Source organism: Hyphomicrobium sp. 1Nfss2.1, from assembly GCF_965243865.1.
GTDB lineage: Bacteria > Pseudomonadota > Alphaproteobacteria > Rhizobiales > Hyphomicrobiaceae > Hyphomicrobium_A.
Genome location: NZ_OZ251603.1, coordinates 793816 through 805696, shown reverse-complemented (window position 1 = coordinate 805696; position 11881 = coordinate 793816). Strand labels below are relative to the sequence as shown.

Annotated in this window: 12 protein-coding genes; all 12 read left to right on the top strand. The window is 62.8% G+C overall.

Annotated elements, in window-relative coordinates; genetic code table 11:
- The first annotated feature begins 13 nt into the window (after positions 1-13).
- The 12 genes from nuoH to ACP15D_RS03845 all read left to right on the top strand — a co-directional run bounded on the left by nuoH (position 14) and on the right by ACP15D_RS03845 (position 11282).
- Positions 14-1084, top strand: a complete 1071-nt coding sequence (gene nuoH, locus ACP15D_RS03900; protein WP_424956251.1) for an NADH-quinone oxidoreductase subunit NuoH — start codon at positions 14-16, stop codon at positions 1082-1084.
- Positions 1084-1329: a hypothetical protein gene (locus ACP15D_RS03895; protein ID WP_424956250.1), complete on the top strand. Its 246-nt coding sequence runs from the start codon at positions 1084-1086 to the stop codon at positions 1327-1329. Before nuoH ends, ACP15D_RS03895 begins: the two co-directional genes overlap by 1 nt.
- A 3-nt stretch (positions 1330-1332) precedes the next feature.
- A complete protein-coding gene (gene nuoI, locus ACP15D_RS03890) occupies positions 1333-1821 on the top strand; it encodes an NADH-quinone oxidoreductase subunit NuoI (protein WP_424956249.1) in 489 nt (162 codons plus the stop codon).
- Between the two features lie 205 nt (positions 1822-2026).
- Positions 2027-2668: an NADH-quinone oxidoreductase subunit J gene (locus ACP15D_RS03885; RefSeq protein ID WP_424956248.1), complete on the top strand. Its 642-nt coding sequence runs from the start codon at positions 2027-2029 to the stop codon at positions 2666-2668.
- 22 nt (positions 2669-2690) lie between these two features.
- Entirely contained in the window at positions 2691-2999 is a 309-nt protein-coding gene (gene nuoK, locus ACP15D_RS03880; RefSeq protein ID WP_072373895.1) for an NADH-quinone oxidoreductase subunit NuoK, read from the top strand.
- Between the two features lie 5 nt (positions 3000-3004).
- On the top strand, positions 3005-4948 hold the full coding sequence (gene nuoL, locus ACP15D_RS03875) for an NADH-quinone oxidoreductase subunit L (protein WP_424956247.1): 1944 nt from the start codon (positions 3005-3007) through the stop codon (positions 4946-4948).
- On the top strand, positions 4948-6489 hold the full coding sequence (locus tag ACP15D_RS03870) for an NADH-quinone oxidoreductase subunit M (protein WP_424956246.1): 1542 nt from the start codon (positions 4948-4950) through the stop codon (positions 6487-6489). Before nuoL ends, ACP15D_RS03870 begins: the two co-directional genes overlap by 1 nt.
- Positions 6490-6500: 11 nt before the next feature.
- Positions 6501-7973 carry an NADH-quinone oxidoreductase subunit NuoN gene (gene nuoN / locus ACP15D_RS03865; RefSeq protein ID WP_424956245.1) on the top strand — a complete coding sequence of 491 codons (1473 nt, stop codon included), beginning with the start codon at positions 6501-6503 and terminating at the stop codon, positions 7971-7973.
- The gene (locus ACP15D_RS03860; protein WP_424956244.1) at positions 7970-8743 is read left to right on the top strand and encodes a biotin--[acetyl-CoA-carboxylase] ligase; all 774 of its coding nucleotides are present in this window, start codon (positions 7970-7972) and stop codon (positions 8741-8743) included. Before nuoN ends, ACP15D_RS03860 begins: the two co-directional genes overlap by 4 nt.
- On the top strand, positions 8740-10449 hold the full coding sequence (locus ACP15D_RS03855) for a ribonuclease J (RefSeq protein WP_424956243.1): 1710 nt from the start codon (positions 8740-8742) through the stop codon (positions 10447-10449). The genes ACP15D_RS03860 and ACP15D_RS03855 overlap by 4 nt, the downstream gene beginning before the upstream one ends.
- Before the next feature lie 136 nt (positions 10450-10585).
- Entirely contained in the window at positions 10586-10990 is a 405-nt protein-coding gene (gene mce, locus ACP15D_RS03850) for a methylmalonyl-CoA epimerase (RefSeq protein WP_072373876.1), read from the top strand.
- A gap of 40 nt (positions 10991-11030) precedes the next feature.
- Positions 11031-11282: a DUF1467 family protein gene (locus tag ACP15D_RS03845; RefSeq protein ID WP_072373873.1), complete on the top strand. Its 252-nt coding sequence runs from the start codon at positions 11031-11033 to the stop codon at positions 11280-11282.
- Positions 11283-11881: the final 599 nt, after the last annotated feature.

The following is an 11881-nucleotide window of genomic DNA, read 5'->3' as shown; positions in this document are numbered from 1 at the left end:
AGCGACATTCAAGATGACCGACAGCTCCTGGCAAGTTTGGTGGGACTACGGCCTCTGGCTGGCGATGATGATCGGCTGGAGCCTGCTGACGCTCGTGGGCCTGTTGCTGATCGTGGCCTATCTCCTGCTGATGGACCGCAAGGTGTGGGCGGCGGTGCAGATGCGGCGCGGCCCCAACGTCGTCGGCGCATTCGGCCTTCTGCAGTCGTTCGCCGATCTTCTGAAGTTCTGCTTCAAGGAACCGGTGATTCCGGCTGGCGCCAACAAAGGTGTGTTCCTGCTGGCGCCGATTGCCACGGCAACCTTTGCGCTCGCTTCCTGGGCGGTGATCCCGGTGAACGAGGATTCGCTCGGCAAGTGGGTGATCTCCGACCTCAATGTCGGCATTCTCTACCTGCTGGCGCTGTCGTCGCTGGCGGTCTACGGCATCATTATGGGCGGCTGGGCTTCGAATTCGAAGTATCCGTTCATGGGCTCGCTGCGTTCGGCGGCGCAGATGGTGTCGTACGAGGTGTCGATCGGCTTCGTGATCATCACCGTGATCCTGTGCGTCGGCTCGCTGAACCTCACCGACATCGTCAACGCGCAGAAGACCGGTATCGGCACGCACGCGGGGCTGCCCGCATCGGCGCTGGACTGGTACTGGCTGGCGCTGCTGCCGATGTTCGTCATCTTCTTCGTGTCGGCTTTGGCCGAGACCAACCGTCCGCCGTTCGATCTCGTCGAAGCGGAATCGGAGTTGGTGGCGGGCTTCATGGTCGAATACGGCTCGACGCCGTACCTGCTGTTCATGCTGGGCGAGTACGTGTCGATCGTGACGATGTGCGCGCTGGCGAGCATCCTGTTCCTCGGCGGCTGGCTGCCTCCGGTGGATGTGGTGCCGCTGAACATGGTTCCAGGCATCATCTGGTTCCTGCTCAAGTGCGTGTTCGTGTTTTTCCTGTTCGCGATGGCGAAGGCGATCGTGCCTCGCTACCGCTATGACCAGCTGATGCGCCTCGGCTGGAAGGTGTTTCTGCCGTTGTCGCTGGTGATGGTTGTGCTGGTGGCGGCGATCCTGCAGTACAGCCGGGGACTGGCGTGATGCAGAAAGCTGATGTGCGAGGCTATACAATGGAGCTAGCGCCGATTTACGGCGGACTGCTCGGCTTCGGTCTGGGCATCGCCTTGATGATTTTCGGAAAGCGTCACGCAGCTGATGTTTGGCACGCAGAGCGTCATCCGCTCGCGACACGCGTCGTTGACGTGATCGAACTCGCTATATTCACGGTCTTCTGTGCCGGCCTAGGCTATGGGCTCCAGAAAGCCGGGCTCTGGTTGAATTGGTGAAACATGGCAGTCGTCCAAGGCATTAAATCGCTCTTCCTGTGGGAGTTCGTGCAGGCATTCGGGCTCGCGATGAAGTACTTCTTTGCGAAGAAGAAGACGCTCGACTACCCGTATGAGCGCGGCCCCCTGTCGCCGCGGTTCCGGGGCGAGCACGCGCTGCGGCGCTATCCCAATGGGGAAGAGCGCTGCATCGCCTGCAAGCTGTGCGAGGCGATCTGCCCGGCGCAGGCGATTACGATCGAGGCGGGGCCGCGCCGCAACGACGGCACGCGCCGCACCACACGCTATGACATCGACATGGTGAAGTGCATCTACTGCGGCCTGTGCCAGGAGGCCTGCCCGGTCGACGCCATCGTCGAAGGACCGAACTTCGAATTCGCCACGGAGACCCGCGAGGAGCTCTACTACAACAAGGAAAAGCTGCTCGATAACGGCGACCGGTGGGAGCGCGAGATCGCACGCAATCTGGCTGCGGACGCGCCGTATCGCTGATTTGCCCGGGGACGGGCAGCCTGGTTTGCCCGGGGACGGGCAGGGAACGCGCTAAGGGATACAAGGTCTCTCAGCGCTTGGTTTGGACTGACGCATAGGGTACTCACCCTATCGCGGTTGGATGTGCCGCCGGTTTGCCGGACCGAGCCTTAGCGGGTGCGGTTTGTCGGGCGGGCGGCTGGCACAAGGCTGTGGATCGCAGGCAATGGCGCTGACGGCAGGCTTCTTCTATCTCTTCGCGGCACTTGCCGTCGCATCGGCGGCCATGGTGATCATGGCCAAGAACCCCGTGCACGCGGTGCTGTTCCTCATCCTCACGTTCTTCAACGCCGCGGGCCTGTTCGTGCTGCTGGGCGCCGAGTTCCTGGCGATGCTGCTGGTCATCGTCTACGTGGGCGCGGTGGCGGTGCTGTTCTTGTTCGTCGTGATGATGCTGGACGTCGACTTCGCCGAGCTGAGGGCGGGGTTCGTGAAGAACGCGCCGGTGGGGCTGATCGTCGGCGGCGTCGTTCTGTTCGAGTTGATCGCGCTGTTCGTGTCGCGCGGGTTCGGCGTCGGGCTGGCGCAGAATCCCGGTGCGCCCGTGGCGCAGATGGGCCGGGAAGCCTCGAACACGCAGGCGCTGGGGCTCGTCCTTTATACGAAGTACGTCTTCTTCTTCGAGGTTGCCGGCCTGGTGCTGCTGGTCGCCATGGTCGGCGCCATCGTGCTGACGCTGCAACACAAGACCAACGTCAGGCGTCAATCGATCGCCAAACAGGTGGCGCGCACGCCGGCGACGGGCGTCGAGGTGGTCAAGGTTCCTTCGGGTGGCTCGGTCATTCCGGCTGCCGAGGGGAGAAGCTGATGCAGGGAGCGGGGGCAGCGGCATGACCATCGGTCTTAGTCATTACCTGACAGTGGCGGCGTGCCTGTTCACGCTGGGCATGTTGGGCATCTTCCTCAACCGTAAGAACGTCATCGTCATCTTGATGTCGATCGAGCTGATGCTGCTGGCGGTGAACATCAACCTAGTGGCGTTCTCGTACTATCTCGGCGACCTCGTCGGACAGGTGTTCGCGCTGTTCAACCTGACGGTCGCCGCGGCCGAGGCCGCCATCGGCCTTGCCATCGTCGTCGTCTACTTCCGCAACCGCGGCTCGATCGCGGTGGAAGACATCAACATGATGAAGGGCTGAGGGGCATGATCTACTCGGCCATCGTCTTCCTGCCGGCCATTGGCTTTCTCATCGCGGGCCTGTTCGGACGCATCATCGGCGCGCGCGGCTCGGAACTCGTGACGACGAGCCTGCTGATCGTCTCGTGCGTGCTGTCGTGGATCGTGTTCTGGCGCGTCGGCTTCGAGCATGAGACGGCGCGGGTCGTGATCGAGCGCTGGATCACCTCGGGCGAATTGGACATCAGCTGGGCGTTCCGCATCGACACGCTGACGGCGGTAATGTTCGTCGTGGTGACGACTGTGTCGGCGCTCGTGCACATCTACTCGATCGGCTACATGCACGAGGATCCGGCGCGGCCGCGGTTCTTCGCCTATCTGTCCGGCTTCACGTTCGCCATGCTGACGCTGGTGACGGCAGACAACCTGGCGCAGATGTTCTTCGGCTGGGAGGGCGTGGGCCTCTTTTCGTATTTGCTGATCGGCTTCTGGTACACGAAGCCCGAGGCGAATGCGGCGGCCATCAAGGCATTCGTCGTCAACCGCGTGGGTGACTTCGGCTTCGCGCTGGGCATCTTCGGCCTGTTCGCAGTGTTCCGGACGATCAACCTCGATCAGGTGTTCGATGGGGCCGGCGGGGTCGCGGGGCAGACGTTCGAATTTCTCGGCTATCAGGTCGATATCCTGACGACGCTGTGCCTGCTGCTGTTCATGGGTGCCATGGGCAAGTCGGCGCAGTTCCTGCTGCACACGTGGTTGCCGGACGCCATGGAAGGCCCGACCCCGGTGTCGGCGCTGATCCACGCGGCAACGATGGTGACCGCGGGCGTGTTCATGGTGGCGCGGCTGTCGCCGATCTTCGAGCACGCGCCGGTGGCGCTAAACTTCGTGATCCTGATCGGGTCGATCACGGCGTTCTTCGCGGCGACCATCGGCCTCGTACAGAACGACATCAAGCGCGTAATCGCCTATTCGACGTGCTCGCAGCTCGGCTACATGTTCGTTGCTTGCGGCGTGGGCGCGTATCAGGCGGGCGTGTTCCACCTCTTCACGCACGCGTTCTTCAAGGCGCTGCTGTTCCTTGGCGCCGGCTCGGTGATCCACGCGATGCACCACGAGCAGGACATGCGCAAAATGGGTGGCCTGAGGCCCAAGCTGCAGTTCACCTGGGCGATGATGTTGATCGGCACGCTGGCGCTGACGGGCTTTGGTATCCCGCATCTGGCCGGGTTCTCGGGCTTCTATTCCAAAGACGCCATCATCGAGGCCTCGTTCGCCGCGCACACGGCTGGCAACTATGCTTTCTGGGCGCTGGTGGTCGCGGCGCTGCTGACGTCGATCTACTCGTGGCGGCTGATGTTCATGACCTTCCACGGCAAGACGCGCGCTGATCACCACACCTTCGACCATGCGCACGAGAGCCCGCCAGTGATGCTGTTCCCGCTGTCGGTGCTGGCGTTCGGTGCGGTTGTCGCGGGCGCTGCCATGCCGTTCTTCATTGGCGAGGGCCAGCACGAGTTCTGGGGCAAGGCGATCTTCAACGGCGAGCACAATCACATCCTGCACGCCATGCACGAGATCCCGGCTTGGGCCGTGTGGTCGCCGACCGTGGCGATGGCGGCTGGCTTCGTGATCGCCTACATCGGCTATATCTGGGCGCCGTCGATCCCGGGTGCGCTGGCGAGGACGTTCCGTCCGCTGTACCTGTTCCTCTTGAACAAGTGGTACTTCGACGAGCTCTACAACACGATCTTCGTCAAGCCGACGTTCTGGCTCGGCAACTTCCTCTGGAAGGTTGGTGACATCAAAATCATCAACGGGCTGATCGACGGGACGGCGGCCGGTGTCTACGCCGTGACGCAGCGCGCGGTGCGTATCCAGACCGGCTACGTCTATCACTATGCCTTCGTCATGCTGATCGGCGTGGCGCTGCTCGTCACCTACTTCATGTTCATGGGTGGACCGCACTGATGGATCTCGCTTCCGCCCCCATCCTTTCGATCGTGATGTTCATGCCGCTGGTCGGCGCGCTGCTGATTGGCGTGCTGAACGCGGAGGCGAAGGGCAACGCGCGCTGGATCGCGCTTTACACCACGGTCATCACCTTCCTGATCTCGATCGTCATCTGGGTGAAGTTCGACCCGACGACCGCCGGCTTCCAGTTCGTCGAGGAGCGGGCGCTGCTCGATGTGATGAAGTTCAAGCTGGGTGTCGATGGCGTCTCGATGCTGTTCGTCATCCTGACGACCTTCCTGATGCCGCTCGTGATCCTGCAGAGCTGGAAGGTGATCGACCACCGCGTCAAAGAGTACATGATCGCGTTCCTGGTGCTGGAAACGCTGATGATCGGCGTGTTCTGCGCGCTGGATCTGGTGCTCTTCTACGTGTTCTTCGAGGGCGGCCTCATCCCGATGTTCCTGATCATCGGCATCTGGGGCGGCGCCAACCGCATCTACGCGACGTTCAAGTTCTTCCTCTATACGCTGCTCGGCTCCGTGCTGATGCTGCTGGGCGTGCTGGCGATGTACTGGCATGCCGGCACCACCGACATCACCACGTTGCTGACGTACAAGTTCCCGTACGACATGCAGTGGTGGCTGTGGCTGGCGTTCTTCGCCTCGTTCGCGGTGAAGCTGCCGATGTGGCCGGTACACACCTGGTTGCCGGATGCGCACGTCGAAGCGCCGACGGGCGGCTCGGTGATCCTGGCGGCGGTGCTGCTGAAGATGGGCGGATATGGTTTCCTGCGCTTCTCGGTGCCGATGTTCCCGCTGGCGAGCGACTACTTCGCGCCGATGATGTTCGCCCTGTCGGTGATCGCCATCATCTACACGTCGCTGGTGGCGCTGGCGCAGACCGACATGAAGAAGCTGATCGCCTATTCGTCGGTGGCGCACATGGGCTTCGTGACGCTCGGCATCTTCACGTTCTCGACGCAGGGCACCGAAGGCGCGATCTTCCAGATGCTGTCGCACGGCATCATCTCGGCCGGCCTATTCCTATGCGTCGGCGTCATCTACGACCGCATGCACACGCGCGAGATCGCGGCGTATGGCGGCCTCGTGGAGCGGATGCCGATCTATGCGGTGTTCTTCATGGTGCTGACCATGGGCAACGTCGGTCTGCCGGGCACGTCGGGCTTCATCGGCGAGTTCCTGACGCTGATGGCGGCGTTCAAGGTGAATACGTGGGTCGCCTTCCTGGCGACGAGCGGCATCATCCTGTCGGCGGCGTACGCGCTCTATCTCTATCGCCGGGTGATCTACGGTGCCCTGGTGAAGCCTGCGCTGAAGACCATCCAGGATCTATCGCCGCGGGAAATCGGCATTCTGGCGCCGCTGGTGGCCCTCACCATCTTCTTCGGCTTCTATCCCGCGCCGATACTCGATGTGACGGCTGTCTCGGTGAAGAAGCTGGTGTCCTCGTATGAGGCGGCTGTCGGCACGCCGGCAGCGAAGATCCAGCCGGCCGTCATCCCCGCACAACCGGCGCCGCAGCCGGCACAGCATTAGAGGACAGCTCGATGCAAGCGTTTGTTGGTTACGCACCGATGCTGCCGGAGATCGTGATTGCGATCGGTGCCATGGCGATCCTGATGCTGGGCGTGTTCCGCCGGGACGTTACGCCGGGCGAGGACTTTGGCTCGGGCTGGCTGACCGTGATGGTGCTCGTCATTGGCGGCGCGCTGATCCTCAACGGAGACGGGGCGCGTGAGGCGCTGTTCGACGGCTCCTTTATCAGCGACGCGTTCAGCCGATTTTCGAAGCTTTTGATCCTGGGCGCGGCTGCGCTCGTGTTGGTGATGTCGCTCGATACGCTTTCGCGTGAGAAGCTTCTGTCTCCGGAAATCTGCGTTCTGATGCTGCTCGCCGTCGTCGGCATGATGCTGATGGTTTCGGCAGGCAACCTGATCGCACTGTTCCTCGGGCTCGAACTGCAGAGCCTCGCGCTGTACGTGATCGCCGCCATCGACCGCAGCAAGGTGCGTTCGTCGGAAGCCGGGCTCAAGTACTTCGTGCTGGGCTCGCTGTCGTCGGGCATGCTGCTCTATGGCGCCTCGCTGATCTACGGCTTCACCGGATCGATCGACTTCTCGGTGATTGCGACGGTGGCTCAGGGGCAGCCGGCAACGCAGAACATCGGGCTGATCATCGGGCTCGTGTTCCTGCTGGTGGGTCTGGCATTCAAGATCAGCGCAGTTCCGTTCCACATGTGGACGCCGGACGTCTATGAGGGCGCGCCGACGCCGGTGACGGCCTTTTTTGCGGCGGCGCCGAAGCTCGCGGCGTTTTCGTTGCTGGTGCGGACGCTGCTGATGGGCTTTCCCGGCATCGCGACGCAGTGGCAGCAGATTATCGTGTTCCTTTCCATCGCCTCGATGGTGCTGGGCGCGTTCGCTGCCATCGGCCAGAAGAACATCAAACGCCTGATGGCGTATTCGTCGATCGGCCACGTCGGCTATGCGCTGATCGGTCTTGCCACGAATAGCGAAGCCGGCACGCAGGCGCTGCTGATCTACCTCGCAATCTATATCGTGATGACGATCGGCGCCTTCGCCTGCATCCTGTCGATGCGCACGGCGGATGGTCCGGTGGAGGACATCGACTCGCTGGCGGGGCTCGCCAACAAGAACCTCGGCATGGCGTTCGTGCTGGCGATGATCTTCTTCTCGATGGCTGGCATTCCGCCGCTCGCGGGTTTCTTCGCCAAGCTGTATGTGTTCGGCGCGGCGATGAAGTCAGGGCTCTATACGCTGGCGATCATCGGCGTGCTGTCGAGCGTGGTCGGCGCCTACTACTATCTGCGCGTCGTGAAGGTGATGTTCTTCGATGAATCGAAAGTGACCTTCCTGCCGGTCGTGCGGTCGACGGGCGTGGTGATGACGCTGGCTGGCGCCTTCGTGCTGCTGTTCGTGGTGATGCCGTCGCCGCTGGTGGACGCTGCGCTCGAAGCGGCACGCTCGCTGCATGTTGCAACTGCCGCTGCCGCCCGATGACGGATTTACCGGCTGGTTTGCCGGAGGGCTGCTCTCTGATCGACCTCGACGAGGTCGACTCGACCAATGCTGAAGCGATGCGCTGCGTGCTCGCCGGCAATTATGGTCCGCTGTGGGTGATGGCGGCGCGCCAGAACGCGGGGCGCGGCCGGTCGGGGCGGCAGTGGACGTCGAAGCCGGGCAACCTCTACGCCAGCTACGCCAGTGCGTTCTCGTGTGCACCGGCGAAAGCGGGTGAGCTTTCGCTGGTTGCGGGCGTAGCTGCCATCGATGCCATACGGCTTGCGGGTGGGGTCCCGGGGCTGCGGCTGAAGTGGCCTAACGATATTCTTATCGATAGGGCGAAGGTCGGCGGGATCTTAGTCGAATCGAGTTCGCCGATGCCGCAAGCCGGCATCGTTGCGGTGGTCGGGGTGGGGCTCAATCTCGCTTCGGCACCCGACGACCTGGGCCGGGCCGCGACATTTCTCGCCGCGCACGGATTAAACCTTTCACCACGCGATGCATTATGCTTCCTGGCCCAGACCATGCAGGACTGGATCACCATCTGGCATGGTGGCGAGGGATTTGAGCGCGTGCGCCGGGCTTGGCTGGCGCGGGCCGGCGAGATCGGCGAGGCGCTGACTATCAATACTTTGCAGGGTGCCGTTTCCGGATCGTTTGCCGGAATTGACGAGCATGGCGCCCTTCTCATTCGCGACGGAGAAGGGCTGGTGCGCACTTTTTCCTTCGGTGATGTCACACTCACAAAGAAAGACAGCGAAGCATGAGTGAGCCGAAGCGGCGTGAAGGCCGCGACGCAAACGGCGACGAGTTTGTTTTTGTGGCGCTCGGCGGTCTCGGTGAGATCGGCATGAACGCCTACCTGTACGGTTTCGGTCCGCCCGATCAGCGGCGCTGGCTGATGGTGGATTGCGGCATCACGTTCCCGGAGGGCGAATTCGACCCGGGCATCGACGTCATCCTGCCGGACGTGCGCTTCATCGAGGAAAACCGCGCCGATCTGGCCGGCATCGTGATCACACATGCGCACGAGGACCACATCGGCGCGGTGATCGAGTTGTGGCCGCGCCTGAAGTCGCCGGTCTATGCAACGCCGTTCACCGCCGGCATGCTGCGGGCGAAGCTGGCCGAGCATGGCCATGGCCTCGAGATTCCGATCCACGTCGTGGACCTCGATTCCCAGTTCAACGTGGGGCCGTTCAGCGTCGAGATGTTCTCGCTGACGCATTCGATCCCGGAGATGAGTGCGCTCGCTATTCGCACGCCCCTCGGCACCGTGTTCCACACCGGTGATTGGAAGCTCGACGCGACGCCGACGATTGGCGCACCGGCGGACGCTGCGCGCCTTGCCAAGCTCGGCGAAGAGGGCGTGCTGGCCCTGATGATCGATTCCACAAATGCGTTCCGCGAAGGCATCTCGCCGTCGGAGAAGGACGTTGCGCAGTCGCTGGCGGAGATCATCGCCAAGGCGAAGAAGCGCGTGGCGGTGACGACGTTCTCTTCGAACGTAGCGCGCGTGAAAGCCATTGCCGAGGCGGCGCAGGCGAGCGGACGACAGCTCGTCGTCGCGGGGCGGGCGCTGCATCGCGTGATCGAGGTGGCGAAAGATACGGGCTACCTGCCGTCAGGGCTGCGCTATCTCGACCAGGACCAGTTCAGCTACATCGACAGATCGGACGTGGTGCTGCTGTGCACCGGCAGCCAGGGCGAGCAGCGCGCGGCGCTGGCACGCATCGCCGAGGAAGAGCACAACGAGATTTCGCTCGATAAGGGCGACCTCATCATCTTTTCCTCGCGCACGATCCCGGGCAACGAGAAGTCCGTGGGGCGCATCCAGAACAATCTAGCGCGTGCGGGCTGCGAGATCCTCACCGACAACGACGCGCTGGTGCACGTGTCGGGGCATCCGCGGCGCGATGAGCTGCGGCAGATGTATCGCTGGATGAAGCCGAAGATCTGCGTGCCGATGCATGGCGAGGCGCGGCACCTCAAAGCGCAGACGGAACTGGCGCGCGAAATGGGCGTGCCGACCGTCATCCCGACGGCGGACGGCGAGATCGTGCGGCTGGCACCCAACCCGGGGATCATCGACGATGTGCCCGTGGGACGACTGTTCCGCGACGGGCGACTACTTATCCCTGAGGGCGACGGGCCGGTGCGCGAGCGCCGCAAGCTGTCAATCGTGGGCGTGGTGGTGGTCAGCCTGGCTGTTTCGCGTAAGGGGGCTTTGCTGGGCGAGCCGCTGGCGGTGATCGACGGCGTGCCGCAGGAGACCGCGGACGGCGAGGAGATGCTGGACGTGGTGCTCGATGCGGTCGACGGCACCTTGCGCTCAATCCCGCAGAACAACCGCAAGAACCCCGATGCGCTGGCTGAATCGGTGCGCCGGGCGGTGCGGGCCGCGGTCAACGAGGTTTGGGGCAAGAAGCCCATTTGCAAGGTGCTCGTGAACGTGGTCGATACTAAGGGTTGAAAGCTCCCTCCCCCCACTGCTCTGCTCCCTGCGATGGAGAGAGGGTTGGGGTGAAGGGTGAGAAACTGGGCGGGGTGCTCGCAGCTGCCCCTCACCCTCTCCCCGTAAATGGGGAGAGGGGATCAGGGAGAATTGAATGATCGGACGTCTCAATCACGTTGCCATCGCCGTAAAGGATCTGGCTGCCGCCACCGCGGTCTATCGCGACACGCTGGGTGCGGAAGTCACCGAGGCGACCCCGCAGCCCGAGCACGGGGTGACGGTCGTCTTCATTACGCTGCCGAACACCAAGATCGAGCTGCTGGAGCCGCTGGGCGAGGGCTCGCCGATCGCCAAGTTCCTCGACAAGAGCCCCGAGGGCGGCATTCATCATGTGTGCTACGAGGTCGACGATATCATCGCCGCGCGCGATAAGCTGAAAGCTCAGGGCGCACGTGTGCTGGGCGACGGCAATCCGAAGATCGGTGCGCACGGCAAGCCGGTGCTGTTCCTGCATCCCAAGGATTTCCTCGGTACGCTGGTCGAGTTGGAGCAGGCTTGAGCGCGCAGCGATAAGCGCGCCAAGACAGGAGGACGGACCCATGGACGGAGTGATGGCCGCTGCCATCTACATCTTCATCTGGTGGATCACGCTGTTTGCGGTGCTACCGTTCGGCGTGCGTACGCAGGACGAGGCAGGGGAAGTCGTGCCGGGAACGCCGGGCAGCGCGCCAGCCAAGCAGCGGATGCTGCGCATCTTCCTGATCAACACGGTGGTGGCGTCGATCGTGTTTGCGGCGGTCTACTTGATCATTGCCTATCGATTGATCACGCCAGAGAACCTTCCCTGGTGATCTCGATCTCGTAAGCGGCTCGCGTGAGCGGGGCGCAAAAATGCGAAGAGCAAGGTCCATCGAACCTTGCTCCTCGCATCTTCATCGCTTTTTATTTCGTGGAGCCTCGCCGCGTTGTTGCGCCGGCTGGCTCGACACTCTGGCAGCGACTGACCACCCCGCGGGGTAGGCCGTGCATGCCTGCGATCTTCCCTAGACTTGGGCTGTCTGCCACTTGTTTCTGCGGCTTGTGACCCACCCTTATGGCCAGTAGCTTTACTCGACGCGCGGCCTTCTGTCACGCGGCTTCATGCACGTCAGCCAAAAAAATTTCGGGCCATCGTGAATGTGCAATTCGCGCGTGCAATCAATGCTGCGGCGCACCCAGTTGAGACGGCCGTCTGCGGGGTTGCTCGGGGCAGTTACGTGCCGCGGTGGGTGCGCACAAGACGTTCGGCGCTCCATGTTGCCACTCGCCCGGATTAACGCTACCAGCCCCATCTCGACTGGCGATTACACCCAGTCATGTCCTTCCATCGCGCCTCCGGGCGCTTCGCTGATGCTGATCAGGCCCACCATGCGCCTTACCCATTTTGCCCTACCCAAGCTGCGTGCAACGC

What these genes read in the sequence shown, in the direction of transcription:
- ACP15D_RS03895 (WP_424956250.1), top strand. Translation starts at nt 1,084, where the DNA reads ATGCAGAAAGCTGATGTGCGAGGCTATACAATGGAGCTAGCGCCGATT.
- nuoN (WP_424956245.1), top strand. Translation starts at nt 6,501, where the DNA reads ATGCAAGCGTTTGTTGGTTACGCACCGATGCTGCCGGAGATCGTGATT.
- ACP15D_RS03870 (WP_424956246.1), top strand. Translation starts at nt 4,948, where the DNA reads ATGGATCTCGCTTCCGCCCCCATCCTTTCGATCGTGATGTTCATGCCG.
- ACP15D_RS03885 (WP_424956248.1), top strand. Translation starts at nt 2,027, where the DNA reads ATGGCGCTGACGGCAGGCTTCTTCTATCTCTTCGCGGCACTTGCCGTC.
- nuoH (WP_424956251.1), top strand. Translation starts at nt 14, where the DNA reads ATGACCGACAGCTCCTGGCAAGTTTGGTGGGACTACGGCCTCTGGCTG.
- ACP15D_RS03860 (WP_424956244.1), top strand. Translation starts at nt 7,970, where the DNA reads ATGACGGATTTACCGGCTGGTTTGCCGGAGGGCTGCTCTCTGATCGAC.
- mce (WP_072373876.1), top strand. Translation starts at nt 10,586, where the DNA reads ATGATCGGACGTCTCAATCACGTTGCCATCGCCGTAAAGGATCTGGCT.
- ACP15D_RS03855 (WP_424956243.1), top strand. Translation starts at nt 8,740, where the DNA reads ATGAGTGAGCCGAAGCGGCGTGAAGGCCGCGACGCAAACGGCGACGAG.
- nuoK (WP_072373895.1), top strand. Translation starts at nt 2,691, where the DNA reads ATGACCATCGGTCTTAGTCATTACCTGACAGTGGCGGCGTGCCTGTTC.
- nuoI (WP_424956249.1), top strand. Translation starts at nt 1,333, where the DNA reads ATGGCAGTCGTCCAAGGCATTAAATCGCTCTTCCTGTGGGAGTTCGTG.
- nuoL (WP_424956247.1), top strand. Translation starts at nt 3,005, where the DNA reads ATGATCTACTCGGCCATCGTCTTCCTGCCGGCCATTGGCTTTCTCATC.
- ACP15D_RS03845 (WP_072373873.1), top strand. Translation starts at nt 11,031, where the DNA reads ATGGACGGAGTGATGGCCGCTGCCATCTACATCTTCATCTGGTGGATC.